Annotated in this window: 22 protein-coding genes and 1 pseudogene; 15 read left to right on the top strand and 8 right to left on the bottom strand. The window is 69.7% G+C overall.

Features of this window, described 5'->3' with window-relative positions; translation table 11 throughout:
- Positions 1-19: 19 nt before the first annotated feature.
- From kdpC to K5S26_RS05735, 3 genes are read left to right on the top strand one after another with little or no spacing between them, the layout of a single operon-like run.
- Complete coding sequence (gene kdpC, locus K5S26_RS05745) at positions 20-634, top strand: K(+)-transporting ATPase subunit C (RefSeq protein ID WP_221856880.1); 615 nt, start codon at positions 20-22, stop codon at positions 632-634.
- Positions 635-636: 2 nt separating this feature from the next.
- Positions 637-3,144 carry a DUF4118 domain-containing protein gene (locus tag K5S26_RS05740; protein ID WP_221856877.1) on the top strand — a complete coding sequence of 836 codons (2,508 nt, stop codon included), beginning with the start codon at positions 637-639 and terminating at the stop codon, positions 3,142-3,144.
- The gene (locus K5S26_RS05735) at positions 3,141-3,836 is read left to right on the top strand and encodes a response regulator (RefSeq protein ID WP_221856875.1); all 696 of its coding nucleotides are present in this window, start codon (positions 3,141-3,143) and stop codon (positions 3,834-3,836) included. Before K5S26_RS05740 ends, K5S26_RS05735 begins: the two co-directional genes overlap by 4 nt.
- A gap of 3 nt (positions 3,837-3,839) precedes the next feature.
- Here the strand turns inward: K5S26_RS05735 and K5S26_RS05730 are convergent, their stop codons facing one another.
- On the bottom strand, positions 3,840-4,361 hold the full coding sequence (locus K5S26_RS05730; RefSeq protein ID WP_308122830.1) for a DUF6611 family protein: 522 nt from the start codon (positions 4,359-4,361) through the stop codon (positions 3,840-3,842).
- Positions 4,362-4,629: 268 nt separating this feature from the next.
- Between K5S26_RS05730 and nhaA the strand changes: the two genes are divergently transcribed.
- Together nhaA and K5S26_RS05720 are read left to right on the top strand one after the other, a co-directional pair.
- The gene (nhaA, locus tag K5S26_RS05725; RefSeq protein WP_308122791.1) at positions 4,630-5,838 is read left to right on the top strand and encodes a Na+/H+ antiporter NhaA; all 1,209 of its coding nucleotides are present in this window, start codon (positions 4,630-4,632) and stop codon (positions 5,836-5,838) included.
- Between the two features lie 11 nt (positions 5,839-5,849).
- The gene (locus K5S26_RS05720; protein ID WP_221856870.1) at positions 5,850-7,040 is read left to right on the top strand and encodes a glycosyltransferase; all 1,191 of its coding nucleotides are present in this window, start codon (positions 5,850-5,852) and stop codon (positions 7,038-7,040) included.
- A 60-nt stretch (positions 7,041-7,100) separates the two neighbouring features.
- Here the strand turns inward: K5S26_RS05720 and K5S26_RS05715 are convergent, their stop codons facing one another.
- On the bottom strand, positions 7,101-7,649 hold the full coding sequence (locus K5S26_RS05715) for a DUF6611 family protein (RefSeq protein ID WP_308122789.1): 549 nt from the start codon (positions 7,647-7,649) through the stop codon (positions 7,101-7,103).
- A 152-nt stretch (positions 7,650-7,801) separates the two neighbouring features.
- Between K5S26_RS05715 and K5S26_RS05710 the strand changes: the two genes are divergently transcribed.
- The 3 genes from K5S26_RS05710 to K5S26_RS05700 are packed head-to-tail and all read left to right on the top strand — an operon-like array spanning position 7,802 to position 8,961.
- Positions 7,802-8,305: a hypothetical protein gene (locus K5S26_RS05710; RefSeq protein WP_221856866.1), complete on the top strand. Its 504-nt coding sequence runs from the start codon at positions 7,802-7,804 to the stop codon at positions 8,303-8,305.
- A complete protein-coding gene (locus tag K5S26_RS05705) occupies positions 8,295-8,798 on the top strand; it encodes a hypothetical protein (protein WP_221856864.1) in 504 nt (167 codons plus the stop codon). The genes K5S26_RS05710 and K5S26_RS05705 overlap by 11 nt, the downstream gene beginning before the upstream one ends.
- A 1-nt stretch (position 8,799) precedes the next feature.
- Positions 8,800-8,961 (top strand): hypothetical protein, encoded by a 162-nt coding sequence (locus K5S26_RS05700; protein ID WP_221856862.1) that lies wholly within the window; start codon positions 8,800-8,802, stop codon positions 8,959-8,961.
- 48 nt (positions 8,962-9,009) lie between these two features.
- Here K5S26_RS05700 and K5S26_RS19135 read toward each other — a convergent pair whose 3' ends face one another.
- The 3 genes from K5S26_RS19135 to K5S26_RS05685 all read right to left on the bottom strand — a co-directional run bounded on the left by K5S26_RS19135 (position 9,010) and on the right by K5S26_RS05685 (position 11,457).
- On the bottom strand, positions 9,010-9,687 hold the full coding sequence (locus K5S26_RS19135) for an Atu4866 domain-containing protein (protein WP_221856861.1): 678 nt from the start codon (positions 9,685-9,687) through the stop codon (positions 9,010-9,012).
- Between the two features lie 127 nt (positions 9,688-9,814).
- Positions 9,815-10,723, bottom strand: coding sequence for an SDR family oxidoreductase (locus K5S26_RS05690; protein ID WP_221856859.1), 909 nt, complete (start codon positions 10,721-10,723; stop codon positions 9,815-9,817).
- Positions 10,720-11,457 (bottom strand): SDR family oxidoreductase, encoded by a 738-nt coding sequence (locus K5S26_RS05685; protein ID WP_221856857.1) that lies wholly within the window; start codon positions 11,455-11,457, stop codon positions 10,720-10,722. The genes K5S26_RS05690 and K5S26_RS05685 overlap by 4 nt, the downstream gene beginning before the upstream one ends.
- A gap of 87 nt (positions 11,458-11,544) precedes the next feature.
- Here K5S26_RS05685 and K5S26_RS05680 point away from each other — a divergent pair, with 87 nt between their 5' ends.
- Both K5S26_RS05680 and K5S26_RS05675 read left to right on the top strand, forming a co-directional pair.
- Complete coding sequence (locus tag K5S26_RS05680) at positions 11,545-12,141, top strand: TetR/AcrR family transcriptional regulator (RefSeq protein ID WP_221856855.1); 597 nt, start codon at positions 11,545-11,547, stop codon at positions 12,139-12,141.
- A gap of 155 nt (positions 12,142-12,296) precedes the next feature.
- Positions 12,297-12,575, top strand: a complete 279-nt coding sequence (locus K5S26_RS05675) for a hypothetical protein (RefSeq protein WP_221856853.1) — start codon at positions 12,297-12,299, stop codon at positions 12,573-12,575.
- 30 nt (positions 12,576-12,605) lie between these two features.
- On the opposite strand, the gene K5S26_RS05670 is transcribed toward K5S26_RS05675, so the two are convergent.
- Complete coding sequence (locus K5S26_RS05670) at positions 12,606-13,172, bottom strand: TetR/AcrR family transcriptional regulator (protein ID WP_308122788.1); 567 nt, start codon at positions 13,170-13,172, stop codon at positions 12,606-12,608.
- Between the two features lie 63 nt (positions 13,173-13,235).
- Here K5S26_RS05670 and K5S26_RS05665 point away from each other — a divergent pair, with 63 nt between their 5' ends.
- The gene (locus tag K5S26_RS05665) at positions 13,236-14,219 is read left to right on the top strand and encodes an NAD(P)-dependent alcohol dehydrogenase (RefSeq protein WP_246603689.1); all 984 of its coding nucleotides are present in this window, start codon (positions 13,236-13,238) and stop codon (positions 14,217-14,219) included.
- Here the strand turns inward: K5S26_RS05665 and K5S26_RS05660 are convergent.
- Entirely contained in the window at positions 14,206-14,661 is a 456-nt protein-coding gene (locus K5S26_RS05660; RefSeq protein ID WP_221856849.1) for a hypothetical protein, read from the bottom strand. The genes K5S26_RS05665 and K5S26_RS05660 overlap by 14 nt on opposite strands.
- A gap of 225 nt (positions 14,662-14,886) precedes the next feature.
- On the opposite strand from K5S26_RS05660, the gene K5S26_RS05655 reads away from it, so the two are divergent.
- The 4 genes and pseudogenes from K5S26_RS05655 (at position 14,887) to K5S26_RS05645 (ending at position 17,298) form a co-directional block, all read left to right on the top strand.
- Complete coding sequence (locus K5S26_RS05655; RefSeq protein ID WP_221856847.1) at positions 14,887-15,741, top strand: SDR family oxidoreductase; 855 nt, start codon at positions 14,887-14,889, stop codon at positions 15,739-15,741.
- 113 nt (positions 15,742-15,854) lie between these two features.
- A pseudogene (locus tag K5S26_RS19295) lies at positions 15,855-16,046 on the top strand (helix-turn-helix domain-containing protein); the annotation flags it as partial.
- A gap of 97 nt (positions 16,047-16,143) precedes the next feature.
- Positions 16,144-16,719: an MmyB family transcriptional regulator gene (locus K5S26_RS05650; protein ID WP_308122786.1), complete on the top strand. Its 576-nt coding sequence runs from the start codon at positions 16,144-16,146 to the stop codon at positions 16,717-16,719.
- Between the two features lie 84 nt (positions 16,720-16,803).
- Complete coding sequence (locus tag K5S26_RS05645; RefSeq protein ID WP_221856843.1) at positions 16,804-17,298, top strand: hypothetical protein; 495 nt, start codon at positions 16,804-16,806, stop codon at positions 17,296-17,298.
- A 111-nt stretch (positions 17,299-17,409) separates the two neighbouring features.
- On the opposite strand, the gene K5S26_RS05640 is transcribed toward K5S26_RS05645, so the two are convergent.
- Complete coding sequence (locus tag K5S26_RS05640; RefSeq protein ID WP_221856841.1) at positions 17,410-18,363, bottom strand: DUF3137 domain-containing protein; 954 nt, start codon at positions 18,361-18,363, stop codon at positions 17,410-17,412.
- Between the last annotated feature and the right edge of the window lie 204 nt (positions 18,364-18,567).

The raw sequence follows: 18,567 nt of genomic DNA, 5'->3' as shown, positions 1-18,567 counted from the left end.
TCGAAAAGGAACACACATCATGAACGCTGCCACCCGCAGCGGCGGACGGACCTTTTGGGTCGCCACTCGCACCCTGCTCATGTTCACCGTCGTCCTCGGAATCGGCTACACCCTGTTGATCACCGGCATCGGACAGCTCGTCTTCCCCTCGCAGGCGAACGGCGCGGCCCTGGCCGACGAGAACGGAGACGTCGTCGGCTCCTCACTGATCGGGCAGTCATTCACCGACGAGGAGGGCGATCCTCTGCCGGAGTACTTCCAGAGCCGGCCCTCCGCCGCCGGTGACGGATACGACGGAACGTCCTCCTCCGGCACCAACCAGGGTCCGGAGAACGAGGACCTCATCGCGGCGATCGCCGAACGCAAGACGCAGATCGCGGAGTTCAACGGTGTGAGCGAAGCGGACGTGCCCGCCGATGCGGTCACCGCCTCCAGCTCCGGCCTGGACCCCCACATCAGCACGGCCTACGCGCAGATCCAGGTACAGCGCGTAGCTGAGGAGCGCGGCCTGCCGCAGGACGAGATCGAGGACCTCGTGGCTGAATGGACCAAGGGACCGGACCTGGGCTATGTCGGCGAGCGGGTTGTGAACGTCGTGCAGTTGAACCTGGCCCTGGACGAGCTGGAGGGCTGATCATGACGACACGGGGGCGGCTGCGGGTGTTGCTCGGCGCCGCCCCCGGCGTCGGCAAGACGTTCGCGATGCTCGAGGAAGGGCGGCGCCTGCTCGCCGAGGGCAAGGACGTGGTCATCGGCATCGTCGAAACGCACGGACGCAGCGCGACCGCGGCGATGACCGATGGGATCCCCGTCGTCGAACGGACACGCGTGGCCCACCGCGGCGTGGAGCTCGACGAGATGGACCTCGGCGCGCTGCTGACCAGAGCACCCTCCGTCGCGCTGGTCGACGAGCTCGCGCACACGAATGCACCGGGTTCACGCAATGACAAGCGCTGGCAGGACGTGCAGGAGCTGCTCGCCGCGGGGATCGATGTGATCTCGACGCTCAACATCCAGCACATCGAGTCCCTCAACGACGTCGTGGAGCAGATCACCGGCGTTCCTCAGCGCGAGACGGTACCTGACAACGTGCTGCGGAGCGCAGATCAGATCGAGGTCGTCGACCTCGCACCGCAGGCGCTGCGCGACCGGCTCGCCGGAGGCTTCGTCTATCCCGCCGAACGGATCGACGCCGCTCTGTCGAACTACTTCCGGCTCGGCAACCTCACGGCGCTGCGCGAGCTCGCTCTCATCTGGCTCGCCGACGAGGTGGACCAGGCGCTCAAGGGCTACCGGGCCGAGCACGGGATAGACAGCACCTGGGAGGCACGAGAACGCGTCGTCGTCGCCCTCACCGGCGGCCCGGAGGGCGAGACGCTGCTGCGTCGCGGGTCACGAATCGCCGCGCGGTCCGCGGGCGGCGAGCTCATCGCGGTCCATGTCACCAGCCAGGACGGACTGCGGGCCGCCAATCCCGCGGTCCTCACAGACCAGCGCGCACTCGTCGAGAAGCTGAACGGCACCTACCATCAGGTCATCGGCGAAGACATCCCGACCGCGCTCGTCGAGTTCGCCCGGTCCGTCAACGCCACGCAGCTCGTTCTCGGCGCAAGCCGGCGAGGCCGTTTCGCGGGTGCGTTCACCGGACCAGGCATCGGCGCAACCGTCGTCCGCGAGTCGGGGGACATCGACGTCCACATGGTCAACCATGCGGCTGCGGGCCGGCGATTCGCGCTTCCGCCTCTGACCGGAGCGCTCACTCGGAAGCGACGGGTACTCGGTCTCGTCCTCGCCCTCGTCGGCGGCCCCGCGCTCACGGCCCTGCTCACCCTCTTCCGCAGCCCCGACTCGATCACCACCGATGTTCTGAGCTATCAGCTGCTGGTCGTCGCGGTGGCCCTGGTCGGCGGAATCTGGCCCGCTCTGTTCGCCGCGGTGCTGTCCGGGATCACGCTGGACTTCCTGTTCATCGAGCCCCTCTACACGGTGCACATCCACGAGCCTCACCACCTGCTCGCGATCATCCTGTACGTCATCATCGCGAGCATGGTCAGCTTCATCGTCGACCGGGCCGCGCGATACACGAGGGCCGCACGTCGCTCCGCGGCAGAGTCGGAGATGATCCAGACCATCGCCGGCAGCGTCCTGCGCGGAGACAACGCGATACAAGCGCTCATCGACCGCACCCGCGAGGCGTTCCAGCTCCCGGGGGTGCGCCTGATGGCTGGCGAGACCGTCGTCGCGCGCTCGGGAGAGCCGCTGCCCGACAGCCGCCACACCACCGTCAGGATCACGGACGAGGCCGTGCTCGAGCTGCACGGTGCGGATCTCGCAGCCTCAGAACGTCGCCTGCTCACCGTCGTGACGTCGCAGCTCGCGGCCGCCCTCGAGCATCAGCGCCTCGAGAAGACGGCGAAGGAGATCGAGCCGATCGCCGCCTCCGACCGCGTGCGAGGGGCGCTGCTCTCCGCCCTGAGCCACGACCTTCGCCGCCCGCTGGCCGCCGCTGCCGCCGCCGTAGGAGGGCTCCGCGCTGCCGGGCCGAATCTGGGGCGCAAGGACAAGCAGGAGCTTCTCGACACAGCCGACGAGAGCCTCACCGCTCTCGCGACGCTCGTGACCGACCTCCTCGACGTCAGTCGCCTGCAGACGGGCGTGCTGACCATCGCCGCGCTCCCCACCGACCCCGCCGAGGCCATCGCGCCGGCTCTCGACGAGCTTCATCTCGGCCCGACCGACGTCACGCTGGCCCTCAATCATGACGACGCGATCGCGCATGCGGACCCGGTTCTCCTCCAGCGTGTCCTGGTCAACCTGCTGACCAACGCCCATCGGCACTCTCCGACGGGTGTCCCGGTGCACGTCTCCACGAGCACCTTCGGGGACCAGCTCGAGATCCGCATCATCGACCACGGCCCGGGCGTCCCCGCCGACAAGCGGGACGACATCTTCCTGCCGTTCCAGCGGCTGGGCGACACGGACAACTCGTCCGGGCTGGGACTGGGGCTCGCGCTCTCTCGTGGTTTCGTCGAGGCCATGCGAGGAGTGCTCACGCCCGAGGACACCCCCGGAGGCGGACTCACGATGGTGATCTCCCTGCCCATCTTCTCGGCCGGCCATGACAACACGGAGGAACGCAGATGAAGATCCTCATCGCGGACGACGACCCTCAGATCCTGCGCGCGCTTCGCATCACCCTCACCGCGAAGGGGTACAGCATCGTCACCGCTGCCGACGGCGCGCAGGCGATCGCCGCGGCGATCGACCACCACCCCGACATCTTCCTCCTCGACCTCGGGATGCCTGAGCTCAACGGCATCGAGGTCATCCACGGCATCCGTGGCTGGTCCACGGCCCCGATCCTCGTCGTGTCGGGGCGCTCAGGGGCCTCCGACAAGGTCGAGGCTCTCGATGCGGGGGCAGACGACTACATCACCAAGCCGTTCGCCGTGGAGGAGCTCCTCGCGCGCATCCGGGCGCTGACCCGGCGCGTGCCGCAGGAGGAGACGGCCGCCGTCGTGAGGCTCGGCGACGTGATCATCGACCTCGCGGCGCGCAGCGTCACCCGCAGCACCGCCGACGGCGTGCGGCAGATCAGGCTGACACCCACCGAGTGGCAGGTCATCGACATCCTGATCCGCAATGCGGGGAGGCTGGTGACCCGTCAGACGCTTCTCACCACGATCTGGGGCACGGAACACGCGGAGGACACCGGGTATCTCCGCCTCTACGTCTCACAGCTGAGGAAGAAGCTCGAGTCCGATCCTTCCAACCCGGTCCACATCCTGACAGCGCCGGGAATGGGATACCGCATCGAGGGCCTCGCCGCTGAGTAGCGGTCAGCCCCGGCGGGCCTGACCGCTCGTGATGTCGTCGAACGCCGCCTGCCACTCACTCTGGAGAACGGCGTGCGGGCTTCGACCCTGCCGGTAATCCTCGGCGGCGCTCTGGAGCACATGCGCGAGCGACTCGGCCCGCTGCTCAGCGGCGAGGGCTGCGCGATCGACGTGGAAGGCGGACCTGCAAGACCACAACGAGACCGCACGACGGTTCACCGGCGCCGCTCGGAAGCCCATGAAGACGCCGACGGGCACCAGAACAGCCAGAACGATGGCGGCCGCAGAACCGACGGGAACGCCGGCGGCGCAGAGTGCCAGCGCTCCGGTGAGGCCGAGCACCACGGCGCAGGGGACGAAGAAACGGAAGAGGTCGGCGGACAGCAGGTCGCGCGGATCCGAGTCGGGCGGATACACGACGAGCCGCACCGAGACCGCGCCGTACCGACCGACTGAACGCGACACGTATCCCCACCGCGCCGACGGTGTGCGAGACGTCGATCTCGCCGCGCGCGGCTGATCCATCAGACTGCTCTTCATCCCCGCATCGTCGCGCTTGCGGCTCGCTCGGGGGAGCCCCCCTCACGACACCCATACGGCTCGGGCCGCAGAAACGCGGATCTCCTCACGTTCTCCATGCGACGAGCCGCTCCGGTAAGATCGTCGGTGGAGTGTCGGGAAGTCTGGTCGACGTCGACGTCGACCGATCCCGGTCGGCAGCGACCGATCAGAGAGGACACTCTTGAGCGCACCTTCCCGGATTGCACACACCCGAGCTCGCGTCCGCAGGTGGGTGACGGCGGAGACCACCAGCGGCCTGATCCTGATCGCCGCGGCGGCGGCGGCACTGATCTGGGCGAACTCGCCCTGGCGAGAGGCGTACTCCTCGCTGTCGGCGTTCACCATCGGGCCGGAGGCCCTGCACCTCGATCTGAGCCTGGCGACGTGGGCGGCCGACGGTCTGCTCGCGGTGTTCTTCTTCGTCGTCGGGGTGGAGCTGAAGCACGAGATCGTCGCGGGCAGCCTCCGCAATCCGCGACAGGCGGCCGTGCCGGTGCTCGCCGCCGTCGGCGGCATGGCCGTCCCGGCGATCATCTTCGTCCTCGTCGTGGGACTCAGCGGCGATCGGACCGCTGCCCACGGGTGGGCCATCCCGACGGCGACGGACATCGCCTTCGCCCTCGCCGTGCTGGCGATCTTCGGGCGCGGACTGCCGCGCGCCCTGCGGACCTTCCTCCTCACGCTGGCCGTCGTCGACGACCTCCTCGCGATCATCGTCATCGCGGTGTTCTACAGCAGCGGGATCGACATGGTCGCGCTGGGTATCGCGCTGGCGGGCGTCGCCGTGTTCGCGGTGCTGGTCCGCACGCGCACCCCGCGCTGGTGGCTGCTGCTGCCGGTCGCCGCGATCGCGTGGGGGTTCATGCATGCCTCGGGCGTGCATGCGACCATCGCGGGCGTACTGCTGGGGTTCACCGTCCCCGCACGTCCTATCCGCTTCGACCGCGAGCCACGCACCCACCGCTTCGACGAGGCCGTGCGCCCGTTCTCGTCGGGCATCGCGCTTCCCGTGTTCGCCTTCTTCTCCGCCGGCGTCACGCTGATCGACGGCGAGGGACCGGGTGGCGTGCTGCTGCAGCCGGTGGTGCTCGCGATCGTCGCGGGCCTGGTGCTGGGAAAGGTCATCGGCGTGCTCGGCTTCACCGCGCTGGTGACGCGGTTCACGCCGCTGCGGCTGCCCGACGCGATCGGCCTGCGCGACCTGCTGCCCGTCGGACTGCTGACGGGAATCGGCTTCACCGTGTCGCTACTGATCTCCGAGCTCTCCTTCCCCGACACCGAGCACACGGACGGCGCGAAGATCGCCGTCCTCATCGGCACGATGCTCGCGGCCAGCCTGGCCGCAGCGCTGCTGCGCTGGGACGCTCGCAAGGCCCGTGCGGCGGACATGAACGAGGACGGCGCCGTCGACACCGACACCGCGCGCATCGGCGACGACTGAGGGATGAGGCGATGCGCATACTGCTGACGACCCTCGGGAGCCGCGGAGACGTCGAGCCGTTCCTGCGGCTCGCGCACGCCCTGCAGCGGCGAGCACACGAGGTTCGAGTGATCGCCCCGGACGACGTCGATGCGGAGGCAGAGGGTCTCGATGTCGTCGGCCTGGGGCTGCGCGTGGAAGACCTGGCTGTCGCGCAGGACGTTCGACAAGCGATGCGCGTGTTCCGGGAGCGCATCAAGCCCGCGATGAGCCGGGCGCTCGCCTCGGTCGTGGCGGAGGCCATGCGGTGGCAGCCCGATGTGATCGTCTCTCACCCGAAGCTCCTCACCGTGCCGGCGGTCGCCTCTCGTCTTGAGATCCCACACGTCCTGGTCGAGCTGACGCCGGTGGTGACCGCCACGGGCGCGTTCCCCGCTGCCGGCACGACGACCCGCGATCTCGGACCGACGTTGAACCGCATGACGTACCGGCTGGTCGCCCTGTCGGCGCGCATGTTCCGCGACGATGTCGCGATGGCTGCTCGGCGGCTTGGTCTTGGGAGAGCACCCGCCCTCCCGGCACCGGCGCGAACCCTGGTGCCGATCAGCCCGGCGCTGCTTCCCCGTCCCGACGACTGGCCGCCGCACACGTCGCTCACCGGCGACTGGGGCGCAGCGGGCACCCCGATCCGAGTGGACGACGAGCTCGAGACGTTCCTGGCAGACGACGCCCCGTTCGTCTACGCGGGGTTCGGCTCGATGACGGGCGGCGACGCGGCCGTGCGCGGCGCGGCGATCGTCGAGAGCGCCCGCCGACGCGGGTTGCGCGTTCTCGTGTCGACGGGGTGGGGCGGTCTCGCCGTGCCCGCTCGAGCGGGCGGCGACGACGTCCTCGTCCGCAGAGCGGTGCCGCACGATGCGGTCCTGCCGGGTGCGCAGGTCGCCGTCCACCACGGAGGCGCGGGAACGGTCCATGCCGCGACCCGTGCGGGCGCGCCGTCCGTCGTCGTGCCGTTCCTCGCCGACCAGCCCTTCTGGGCAGACCGTCTCCATCGCGCCGGCCTCGCGGGGAGACCGCTTCCGAGAAACGGGCTGACGACGAAGAACGTCGGCAACGCCCTCGACGACGCCGCGGGTCGGCGCGGAGCCGTCGCCGACGCCGCGGCCGTCATGTCGGCGGAGCGGGGCGTCGAAGCGGCGGCCGCCATCATCGAGTCGCTCTAGGCGGCAGCCCACTCCTGCACGCGAGCACGTCGATCGGAGCAGCGATGAACCGTACCTCCGTCACCGTCGAGCACACGAGCTGGGAAGGGCGGCGTAGATCCTGGCCCATCCGAGTTCGTACTCGACCGGCGACAGCTCCCCCGCGCGAGTGTCGAGATCACGCAACCTGCTCACGCACGACGCGATGACTCGCCGGCTCTCGCCGTCCGCCGGCGGCTCTGAAGACAGAAGGTCGACGACGTGAACGAGGCGGCGGCTCTGCGAACGCAACCGTCGTGTCGCGCGCGCGGTGACGGTCAGCATCAGCGCTCCGCCTGCGAGCGCGACCGTCACCACCCACGGCGTCTGACCCAGCCAGAGCAGACCGAGCAGGACGCCCGCCCCGACACCGAGCATCGGAGCGAACGCGAACAGGCGCAGCAACGCCCGATCATGGGAGGTCGCGCCCGGGGGGAGCACTGTGAGCTCCTCCACGAGGATCCCGCCGCGGGACACCGACCGGGTGAATCGGCCCCACCGGGCCGACACATGCAATCGCAGCGAACGCGGGAGGACCCCGTCGGAGTCGCGAGAAGTGAAGGTCGGAGCCCTACGCGGATCGTGGATCATGCCCATAACCATCTGCAGCGCAGCGAAAGCGGGGAAGTGCCCCTCATGGAATCCATGCGCACGGCCCCGCCGACACGGCACCGGCACGCGGGTCGCGTATGGGTCTCGTACGGATGTGCGCTACGCCCGCCGCAGTGCCGTAGACCGGTGTCATGACCTTGACCACGCTTCTTCCGACGCTTCGGCGAAGCCTGCCCGACCCCTTGCGGGCGACCCGTTGGCCGGACCACACCGAAGCCACGACCGTCGATGTCATCATCGACGCGATATCTCTCGACGGCCTCGCCCGGCTCTGCGACACCCCTTGCGTCCACACCGGCGAGCACACGGTCGGTCACGCCCGTGATGGACGCACCGTCCGAGACGACATCACGGTGGTCCTCACCCGCGTGGTGCATGTCGAGCGACTCGCCGACGGCCTGGCGCTCCGACTCGACGCCGACCTCACGCACGCGGATCCGTCCTGGACCGACCTCCGTCTCATCGGACGCGCTTCGACGGCGAGCGTGACGAACGCCATCGTCGTCGATGGGCTGCGAGCCACCTCCCTTGTGCCGGCCGACGTCACCGCCGGAGACGTGGTCGCCGTCCCGTGTGCGGGCCTGTTCACCCGGCGCGACATCCGCCGAGGCGCAGCAACGGGACGTGATCGCTGACATGGGACGCACCATCGTCCTAGGAGACGAGCGTTTCCCGTTCGATCTCACGAGCTTGGATCGCCGAGCCGACGGCGCGGACACGGCGATCGTGTGGGCGACGGACCTCCGCGAGGTCACCGAGACGGCAGCGGCCAAGCAGCTCGCGCGCGCGACTCACGCGGTGACGCGACTGGCGTCGACCATGCTCGACCTGCGCCGCATCGTCGTCGTCTACGTGCGAGCGCGAAGCGGACGCTCCACGCGCCTCGCGCGAGCTGCCGCTCGGCTGGCGAAGGTCGCGAACCACGACCTCGAACGGCGGCGCGGCTACTCGACCGACGTGGTGTTCCTCGATGCCACCGGCTGCGAGGACGCCGGCGCGCTGCGCAGCAGGCTTCACGAGTGCGCCGACGGGAACATCGGCCTCGTCCTCACGGGAGACGTGCTGCTGAGCTGGGACGAGATCCGTCACCGTACGGTCCGCGACGTCGTCCTCGAACGGGACATCTGACATGGCCGGCACGCCCGGGGGCGCGGCGGTCGCTCACGTCGACTTCCTCGCTGACCTCGACGTCCTCCGCCCCGAGTGGCCGATGACACGGCTCCTCGCCGCCGGCGACGTCGTCGTCGTCGATGCAGACGATGACGCCGGCATCGTTCGAGGAAGCACGTGACCCACCGGTGGCACGGAGAGCCCGCGACGGGCTCAGACCGCGCGCGGGCTAAGCCCGTCGCATGACGAAGTCCGCGTGGAAAAGCGTGCCGCGATGCTGGACGCCGAACGCCCAGAAGCCGCTGTCATCGAGGTACACGATGCAGTCGCCGCGCGTCCAGTACCGACCGGTGTACGCGTCGGTCCGACCGCTGCGGGTCTCGCTGTACCGCCCTCCGGGCAGAAGGTGTTGCTCGAGGGCGTGGGAGGGGTCCTCCCACGCCCCCTCCCAATCCGCGGCGACATCGACGGTGACGCCGGCGACGGGCTCGCCCTCCCACGCGACGAGCTCACCTGCCACGACGATGGCGACGAGGTCGGCGGGACGGATCATCAGCGTTCCTCGGACCTCGGCGGCGCTGACGCGTCGCGACACGATCGCGAAGGTCGCGGGGTTCCCCGGCACGAGGTCGTACGCCTCGGGATCTGAGTCACGTCTGGCCCCCACAGCACCGCGGACCTGAAGGGGCACGACCGACGCCCCGCGGAGGTCGACACGAGGCGGAGCCGACGTCTCGCCGCCGGCCCGTTCCGGCCCGACGTAAGAGATCACGCCGTCCTCGATCTGAAGGGCGCCCCGGATGGCGCGGACGGGATCGATGTGCAGTCGTCCGTCGAAGAGCCGCACGGACGACATGTCAGGACGAGCCCCTGGATGGTCCTGCAGCCCGGATGCAGGTTCGGTCACCGCACCATCCTGACACCGCACGAGCGGCCACCGCTCGGACGATCGCGAAGGATCGGCTGACGGATCCGGCGGCTCCCGCCCGTCGCACCGCACCGCCTCCCGTCTGTGGGACCCGCGACGGAACGGATCATCGCTTGAGCTCCAGCGTCTCCCCGAAGCCGAGTCGGCGGACGAACGCCTCTCGGGTGAGGTCGCTGAAAGCCATGACGTGGTCCACCCCCGCCTGAGCGGCGTCCACCACGGAACGGAAGGGCTTGCGTCCCGCCGGGAGCGCGAGGATCCGTGCGACTTCGTCGGCAACGCTCTGCGGGTCCGCCGGATGCTCGGGGTCGAAAAGCCCGTCGTGGGCCTCGTCGGTGCGTGCCACGAGCGCGTCGAGGTCGGCGTACTGGGTCGTCACCGCCGTGTCGCTGGCGTGGCTTGCTCCTGGGAAATGGTTGGTGCCTTGGGTGATCGCCCCGGGCATGACGATCGACGTCTCGATCCCGAACTGGGATACCTCGTACGAGGTGACGACAGCCAGGGCGTCGAAGGCGGCTTTCGACGCCACATAGGGTCCGAGGAACGGCGGGGTCGTGACGAGGATCGTGCTCCCCACGTACAGCAGCGTCCCGAAGCGCTGCGCGCGGAGGTGCGGGAGCGCTGCACGGTTCACGCGATGCGCCCCGACGGCGTTCACGTCGAGGAGGTGGGTGAGATCGTCCTCGGTGAACGCCTCTGTGTATCCGACGAACAAGTGGCCGGCGTTGTGGACGACGGCGTCGAGCCGGCCTGCCTCGTCGATCACGCGCTGGACGGCGGCATCCGCCGACGCCTGCGAGGTGACGTCGAGGTCCGCCACACGCACGGTTCCCGGTTGCGCGCGCGCGAAGCTCTCGAGCTCGGACGCGGCCCGGGCGTTGCGTCCTTCGGGGTCGCGCATGGTCGCGTACACGGTGTGACCCTGCGACAGAAGCGTCTCCGCCGTGGCGCGGCCGATGCCGGTGGAGGTGCCGGTGATCAGCGCCGTCCTCGTCGAGGCGGCGGCGTCGCTCACGCGGCGCCGCCGTTGACGTACAGCACCTGACCGTTGACCCAGCGGGCCGGACCGGCGAGGAACGACACCATCTCCGCGATGTCTTCCGGGGTGCCGAGACGCCCCATCGGGTTGGCGCCGGCGATGCCGTCGATCTGCTCGGGGGTCTTCCCCTCGAAGAACAGCGGCGTGGCCGTGGGGCCGGGCGAGACGGCGTTGACGGTGATGTCGCGGCCCCGCAGCTCGCGGGCGAGGATGAGGGTGAGCGCCTCGACCGCGCCCTTGGATGCGGCGTACGCACCGTAGCCGGGGATCTGCAGACGCGTGACGGAGGTAGAGAAGTTGACGATCGCGCCGCCGGCGCGCATCCGCTTCGCCGCGAGCTGGTCGACCACGAACGTGCCGCGCACGTTCGTGCGCTGCACGCGGTCGAACGTGTCGAGGTCGAGCTGCGCGATGGGCGACAGCGGCATGATGCCCGCCGTGTGCACGAGCACGTCGACGCCGCCGAACTCCTGCTCCGCGGCATCGAACACCGCGCCCATCCGGTGCTCGTCGGCGACGTCTCCGCCGACGGCGATGGCGCGACCGCCCGCGTCGACGACGCTCGCGACGGTCTCGTCGGCGCGGTCCTTGTTGCCGGCGTAGTGGACGACGACCGCCAGCCCGTCTCTCGCGAGTCGCTCGACGCTCACCCGGCCGATGCCGCCAGAGCCTCCCGTGACGATGGCGACGCGGTCCGTGCTGCTGGTCATGATCTCTCCCACGATTGGATGTGAACGAGTCGTTCATAAAGAAGCGTAGCACTATAATGAACGAGTCGTCCACAAAAGGGGAGATCGATGAGTGAGACGCAGGTGCCCAGAAGAGGACGCGGCCGACGCCCCGCCACCGAGGTCCGGTCCGGGGTCCTGGCCGCCGCCGGGCGCCTCCTCATCGAGGAGGGCATTCAGGCCGTCACCTTCGAACGGATCGCCAAAGAGGCGGGCGCGAGCAAGACGACGCTCTACAAGTGGTGGGCATCCCCGGGAGCCCTGGCCGCCGAGGCGTACTTCTTGGAGAGCGAGCCCGAGCTGGAGTTCCCCGACACCGGAGACCTCCACGCCGACCTCGTGGCGCAGATCACCTCCTTCATCGGGCTGCTCACGCGTGGCGGCGCCGGAAGGCCGATCGCCGAGCTCATCGGCGCCGCCCAGACGGACCCCGACCTTGCCGACGCCTGGTCGCGCACCTACGCCCTCCCCCGGAGAGAGCTCGCACGCGCGCGGCTCCGCGCCGCCCAGCGCCACGACGAGCTTCCTCCGGACGCCGACCTCGACATCGTCATCGACCAGCTCTGGGGCGCCTGCTACCACCGACTGCTGGTCCTCAAGGTTCCGCTCGGGGACCTGGACGTCGAGCGGCTCGTCACCTCCGCGATCCGCGGCGCAGGGGGCTGACCAGCGGTCAGCTCCCGAAGTCACTCTCGTCGATCCGAGCGCCCCGCAGACACGTGGCGGGCGGCCTGGGATCGCCCGCGTTTGTGACACTCCCACCCACTGGGCCGTCCTATCCCCGAAGGGGAAGGCGGCAGAACGTCGGTGGGGGACGGCACGTGGAACAGAGGAGACTCGCGGACGAGTTCGCGGCGGCGTTCCGCCGATGGGCGGAGGGCGATGCCGTCGCCATGGATGACCTGATCCGGCTCGCCACCCCGCCGATGTGGTGCGTCGCGCGCGACCAGGGTCTCTCACCGGAGTCGGCGGCGGGCGTCATCGAGGCCACGTGGTTCGCCGTCGTCCGCGACGGTGCGCGGCTTCTCACACCTCAGAACGCGCTGGCGTCGATTCTCGCGACCGTGCGCCATGCCGCTCGGGGGCATCGGCGGAGGTGACCGTCCGACGAGCCGGGCTCGCCGGCCCGGTCACGTCGTCATCGCGCGGCGGAAGAGCTCGATGACGCGTGCGCACCGCGCGGGCGCTCTGACCGGATCCAGGGCCGCCACGGTGCGGATGGATGCGATGACCAGGCCGACATCGTCCAGGGTGAGATCGTTCCGGACTTCGGGTCGTCGACGGGCCCTGTCGACGAGATCGCGCAGATCGGCCATGGCGGCGGAGGCGTCAGCGCTCGTGCGGGTCGTTCCGGGCGCGGGTTCGACGAGCGTGACGGTGAAGCCCGGGCTGTCCTGCTCGAGGGCGGCGAACACGCGCAGCGCCTGCAGGAGCCCGGCGAACGCGTCCTCTGCCGCCAGCGCGTCGTCGAGGAGCTGCCGACAGCGCTCGGTCTCCGCTTCGTAGACGGATGCGAGCAGGTGGGCTCGGGAGGGAAAGTGCCGATACAGGCTGGCCGAGGACAGTCCGGCCCGTTGGGCGATGACGCGCAGCGGCACGTCCGCCCCCGCCTCTGCGACGGACACACGCGCTGCCGTGAGAAGCAGATCACGGTTGCGCGCGGCGTCGGCTCGGCCGACGCGAGACGATCTCGACACTGGCTGCTCTCACTTCCGCCGGAAACGTACACCTGCTCTCATTTCGATCCTACGGTTCATCTCATGACCGCTACCAGGGCAGACCAGCCGGCCACGATGCAGGCCGCACTCTTCGACAGGTATGGCCCAGCCGAGGTGCTGCGCCTCCGAGACCTCCCGGTTCCCACGCCCCAGCCGGATGAGGTTCTGGTCCGGGTCGCCGCATCGAGCGTGAACGGCGGCGAGGTCGCGGCACGCCGCGGCGCGCTGCGCCTGCTGACGGGGAGGAAGTTCCCGAAGCGGACCGGCATCGACTTCGCAGGAACGGTCGCCGCCGCAGGCCCGGGCGTCGACGACACGTTGCTCGACGCCGACGTATGGGGCGTGCTGGACGAACGCGGCGCGACCGGAAGCCACTCCGGGTACGTCACGACCACAGCCGACCGGATCGTGGTCGCCCCACGGAACCTGGCCCCGGCCGACGCGGTGTCGCTGCTGGCCGGGGGGACGACGGGCCTCCGCGGTCTCCGGGACATCGCTGATCTGCGACCCGGAGAACGGCTCCTGGTGCGTGGGGCAGCCGGCGGCGTCGGCAGCGTCGCCGTGCAGATCGGCAAGATGCTGGGCGCGCACGTCACGGGGCTCGCGAGCCCGCGGACATCCGACTTCGTGACCGGGCTCGGCGCCGACGAGGTCATCGACTACCGCACGCCCCTGAGCAGTCTCGGGAAGTACGACGTGGTGTTCGACACCCGCGGCACCGAGCATGCCCGCCTTCGGCGCCTCCTGGGTCGCGGCGGTCGTCTGGTGACCATCGCCTTCGACATCGACCGGCCCTTTGCGAGCCTCGGCTACATCGCCCTGTCGACGCTCCACGGCTCGACGAGGGTCCGGCTGTTCTTCGGCACGCCCCGCACCGAGCTCCTGAAAGAGCTGACGACGCTTGCGGAGGAGGGATCGCTCCGACCGGTCGTCGACGAGGTGTATCCGCTGGAACGCATCGCCGAGGCGCACACCCGGTTCGAAAGGGGCGGCGTCGCGGGAAAGATCGTCCTCACGGACCGCTGAGAAGCCCGGGGCGAGAGCGGACGATGCCCCTGATGGCGGTGATCAGCATGCCGATCCACGCGGCGGTCCCGATCACCACCGCGGCGCCCACGATCGCCGCCGCGGCATCCGGGCCCATGCCCGTCCAGCTCTCGAGCGACGACGGAAACGGGCGGACGTCGCCGCCGTCCGACAGCGCCAGACCAGCGACGATCATCGCCATCCAGAGCACGACCGAGGCCACCGCATAGTTCCGCGGAGCGGCGGCGGCGCGGCGTGCCTCGAGATCGAAGACGCTCAGGATGGGTGGGATCAGCAGAAGGATCAGGAGGATCGGGCCTATCAGGAGGCCGACGGCCCCCATCCACCCGATCTCGGCGCCGAGGAGAGCCCTCCCGAAGAACACGAAGACGGGAAGCAGGACGGCCAGCGGCCACTGAAGGGTCCAGACGATCGCACCCAACCTCGTAGCCCCCACGCGGACACGATAGCCGAAGGCGTTCCCCGGCCGTCCCGGTCGGCGGGGCCGAGCGCTCAGCGGCCGTATCCCCCGCCCGCCGTCGTGCGAAGCCGCGATGGCGCGAAGGGGGGTCTGTGATTCCTCGTCACGAGCGGGCCTGCTATCCGTGTCCTCACGGACGGATGGGGCGAGAGGTTGGAGTTGTTCAATGCAGAGAGGAACGCTTCCATGCCCTATCCCACCGATCGCCCGGCCGTGTGGTTCGTCACCGGCACGTCCCGAGGCCTGGGCCTCGCGCTCGTCACCCACCTGCTGAACCGCGGCGACCACGTCGCGGCCACGACGCGCTCCGTCGAACGTCTTCTCGCCGCGCTGAGCGATGCCGACACGTCGAACCTGCTTCCGCTGGAGGTGTCCCTCACCGAAGAGACCGAGGTCAGGCGCGCCATCGCGGCCGCCACCGACCGGTTCGGCCGCATCGACGTGGTGGTCAACAACGCCGGCTACGGCTACCTCGGCGCCGTCGAGGAGACGAGCGACGCCGACGTGCGGGCGATGCTCGACGTGCAGGTCGCCGGCACGTGGAACGTGATCCGCGCCGTGCTGCCGCAGCTGCGGGCCGCGCGCAGCGGGCACGTGATGAACATCTCGTCGATTCTGGGCGTGCTGTCCTTCCCCGGCTGGGGTCTGTACTGCGCGGCGAAGTTCGCCGTGGAGGGACTGTCGGAGTCGCTGGCCGCCGAGGTCGCCGACTTCGGCATCCGCGTGTCGATCGTCGAGCCCGGCTACTTCGACACCGACTTCCTCACCGATCACTCCCTCGCCCTCGCGAGCGACGTCTCGGACGCCTACCCCGGCATCCGCGAGATGATCCGGACGCATAAGGCGATGCCCGGCAGCCAGCCCGGCGATCCGTCCCGGGCCGCCGAGGCGCTCGTGGCGATCGCCCGGCAGGGCAGCGGGCCGCTGCGTCAGCAGCTCGGCTCTGACTCGTCCGGTCTCGCCGAGGGGAAGGCCGACGCGCTGAAGGCCGAGATCCTGGCCGGCCGGGAGCTCGCCCACCGCACCGACTACGTGCGCTGAGGGCGCATCCGCCGACGGATGGTCCGGAGCACCTGCACGGCGCGTTCCGGACCGTCCGTCCCCGCACGGCTTCCCGTCTCGCGCGTCGTGTCCGCACGGGGCGTGGGGAGAATATGTCCATGAGCGATCCGCACCGCGAGCTCGGGGAGTTCCTCCGCCACGCCCGCGCGAACCGCGACCCCCAGCAGACCGGGCTGCTGCCCGATGGCCGCGCGCGCCGCGTGCCGGGTCTCCGCCGCGAGGAGGTCGCGCTGCTGGCGGGCGTGTCCACCGACTACTACACGCGGCTCGAACAGGGCAGGCGCATCGTCCCCTCCGTCCAGGTCGTCGACGCGCTGATCAGAGCACTCGATCTCGATGCGGCCGGGCAGAGCTACCTGCGCACCCTCATCGACGCGACAGGTGCTCCCGCCCCGCGCGCGCACGACCGCGCAGCGGGTGCGGCCCGCGATGCATCAGCTGCTGGAATCGCTCACCTCGCAGCCCGCGCTCGTCCTCGGCCACCGCACCGACATCCTCGCGACCAACCCGCTGGCGAGGGCACTGTTCGCCGACTTCGACGCCCTGCCCGCCCGGCATCGCAACTACGCGCGGTGGATGCTGCTGGACGAGGAGGCGCGCACCCTTTTCGTGGATTGGGAGCAGCAGGCCCGCAACGCCGTCGAGGCGCTCCGGCTCGACTCCGCCGCTGCGGCAGACGCTGACACCCAGCGGCTCATCGGCGAGCTCTCCCTCGCCAGCGCCGACTTCCAGCGCTGGTGGTCCGACCACCGCGTCCACCTGCGCACCCACGGCACCAAGCGCCTCCGCCACCCCGTCGTCGGCGCACTCGAGGTGCAGTTCGAGACGCTCGCGCTGCCCGGGGACGACCACCAAGTGCTGTACGTCTACACCGCCGAGCCCAGAACGGCCTCCCACGACGCGCTGACCCTGCTGTCCAGCTGGTCGGGACGAGGGGCACCGAGTCGGGAGCGTTGACCTGCGACAACCTCGGCGTCGCCACGAGCGTTGGCAGTCAACCGGTCCCGGGGATGCAGGAACGGCCTGCACTAGCGTGGACGCATGCATTTCAGTCGATCGGGGCGTGTCGTCGCTGTGCTGCAGTGGTTCCTCGCCGTGATCATGCCGTTCTTCGCGGTGTTCGGGCGAGTGCTGTTCACGGGCGAACTCGGCTGGCTGGGCGTCATCGGCCTCCTCTTCAGCCCGATCGGCGCGATCCTTCTCCTCGTGCCGCCCCTCGTCGCCCTCTTCGACCGCGAGGCGAGGCGGCTGGGCAGTGTGCGGGTCGCTTACGCGTGGGCTACCGTCGCCATCTGGGTGGCGCTCTTCGCGTTCTCGCTCACCGCCCCGGACAGCAGCGACGCGCACCCGTACCCGTCACCGTTGCAGGTGCTCACCGGTATCGGATCCGGCACCTCGATGGCCGTCACCACGGTCGTCGTCACGGTCGCTGCTGCGGGTTGGCTGCTCGCTCTCGGTGTCGCCATCGCGGGGATCGTGCGGAGCCGGCGATCGGATGCGCGTGCTCATGCCGGAACGCCGGTGCCGACTCCGTAACCGCTCCTTCCCGCGACGCGTAACCAAACAGGCAGCAGGCCTCCTCGCCGGCTCGCGTCGATACGACCCCCGTCGCATCCGTCGCCGTGCATACCGACGACGGATGCGACATCAGCCGAACAGGCCGAAGACGTCGGTGCCGATCGCCCAGAGCACGGCCGTCGCCAGCACGATGGCGAGCACGCCCCACCACGAGGTGCGGTCGGTCAGTCGGCGGCCCGGAGCGGCGACACCCTTGGGCGGACGCGTCACGATCGGCATCCTCCCGCGACGATCGACGCGTGTCGTCCCCAGGCGGTCGTCGCGCCAGCGACGCCACTGCTCGACCTTCTCCGTGAGGACCGCGAGAGTCGCACGCAGCCACTCCCACGTCTCGGGATCAAGAGTCGCCAACGGGCGCTTCGCATACAGGAACAGCCGGTCGTCGACGATCTCGACATCGAACTCTGCGGCATGATCCACAAAGCGGGCCATGATGTCCGGGGTGAACAAGTACAGCGCGTCCCGTTCGTAGTCGCGAGGACAGTACAGCGTGAAGTACCGATCGAAATCTCCCTCGAGCCGCAGCCGCTGACGTGGATCGAGGTCGCGTGGGAGATTCGTGTGACCGGCGAGGGAGTTGTTGCCGCGAGCATCGAGCACGATATGAGGCAGGCGGGTGCCGAGCTGCACGCTCGCATACCCCCACTTGTGCACGGTGCGGCCCTTGCCCGTGCCGGTCGTGAAGCGGGCGTTGCCCACGATCAACCCGGTCGCGTCATACCGGGTCAGCACATCGACATCGCCGGGCTGCCACGCCGCGTCGAAGATCATCCCCGGCAGCCCCGGCCGCGCGTTGTGCCGCACCGGACGGTAGGTCATGCCGTTCGCCCTCGCGAATCGGTCGAGACGGAACTGGGTACGTCCACCGGCGCCCGGCCAATCACGGACCGCGTGAAAGATGATGAGGACAGGGATGACGCTGTAGACGACCGCGCCGGTCCCGTAGAGCAGCCACTCGCTCAGCTGCGCCCGGGCGAACCCGTCCTCGCCGATCACCCACGCCCAGAAGACCAGCAGAAACACGAACGACCCGACCGACGCCAAGATGCCCGCCGCTGCCCAGGCTCGCGAACGGTTCAACGGGCTGGGAAGACCTGACCGAATCGGCCTGGCTTTCGTTCCGTCCTCTAATCCAGGATGGGATGACGATGCCGAAGAAGTTCGAACCGGAGATGCGTGAGCGGGCGTTGCGGATGCTCGCTGAGGCGCTGCCGGAGCACAAGAGTA

The organism is Microbacterium marinilacus (genome assembly GCF_019753765.1).
Taxonomy (GTDB): Bacteria; Actinomycetota; Actinomycetes; order Actinomycetales; family Microbacteriaceae; genus Microbacterium; species Microbacterium marinilacus.
This window is presented reverse-complemented; position numbering and strand designations above follow the sequence as displayed.